Source organism: Collinsella aerofaciens, from assembly GCF_015552075.1.
GTDB lineage: Bacteria > Actinomycetota > Coriobacteriia > Coriobacteriales > Coriobacteriaceae > Collinsella > Collinsella aerofaciens_Y.
Genome location: NZ_JADNDZ010000039.1, coordinates 1 through 1,210, shown reverse-complemented (window position 1 = coordinate 1,210; position 1,210 = coordinate 1). Strand labels below are relative to the sequence as shown.

1 protein-coding gene is annotated in these 1,210 nt (G+C 55.1%); it reads right to left on the bottom strand.

Annotated elements, in window-relative coordinates:
* On the bottom strand, positions 1-1,210 hold a 1,210-nt coding region (locus tag I2D41_RS02810), incomplete at both ends, for a leucine-rich repeat domain-containing protein (RefSeq protein ID WP_195363473.1).

Here is a 1,210-nt window from a genome sequence, read left to right as displayed (position 1 = left end):
CAGGGAGTCGCCGTAAGGTACTCGCCGAGCTCTTCCTTTATGAGGGCCTCGTAGTTCCAAATCGATACCGAATGCGGGTAATCGAGCTCGACGCTCATCCCCTCGAGCGAAATGGTGTCCCCGGGCTCATAGGTCATGTTGGTAGGATCGTGCGAGATTTCAACGTTCTTGAGCACCTTGCCCACCGGGACGGGTAGGCAGCCATTGCACCTCTCCCAAACAGCTTTGGGATGCCCGTTAGCATACTTTGGAATCATCTTTGCGGGGACCATAACCGTCATGTTGTACTTGGGAAACGTGTCGGTGTTAATGAGCACCGCATGGTTGCAGGCAAGAAATACGGTCTCGAGATTGGTGTCGCAAAACGCCTTGTCCGGCAGCTCCTCGATCTTGGAGTTATAGGGAAGCGTCAGCCCGCCACTCAAGTCGGTGCCATAGAAGCAGGTGTGGCCAAGCGTTTCGACTGTTGTATTGCTCTCGAGCCCCGTGGTAGCAAGGCTCGAGCAGTGTCTGAACGCGCAAACGCCAACCGATGTAATGGAGGTGTTCTTGTCCAGACCGGTATCGGTCAGAGCTTTGCAGCCGTCGTAGGCCCTGTCGGGAATCGATGTGAGGCCAACAATCTTGTCGAGTCCCGTCGAAACCAGCCCGCTCCCGGCAAAAGCAGCCTCGCCCATCGAGCCGATGGTGGCGGTCTCGTTGATATTCAGGCTCGTAAGCGACTTGCAGCCATAGAATGCCTCTTTCCCGATGGTACCGATGGTCATGCCGGAAAGGCTGATATCGGTGAGATTCGGGCAATTATAGAAGGCGTGCAGTCCAATTTTAGAAATGGAGCTGTTCTCAAAGCGCACTGAGCGCAGATTGGTCGAGTCGGCACAGAGCTGTGCATCGACTTCATCCACTCCGTAATCGACAATCAAATTCGTTACCATTCGACCGTCGACGGAGTTCTCGCGCGGGTTGTTCTCATCAATCTCTACCGTAAGGTTTCCGTTTGCGTCGCACGGATACAGATAGTAGTTCGGCATGAGCTTGGCATACTCGTAGGCCGCCTGCTGCAGGTTGCCCTTGCTGTACGTGACAAGGCGTGTGTAGCCATCGTCATACACCAGCTGTATGGGTTCTCCGTCCATCGAGCCATCGAAGACGTCGCCGTCGCAGGGAGTCGCCGTAAGGTACTCGCCGAGCTCTTCCTTTATGAGGGCCT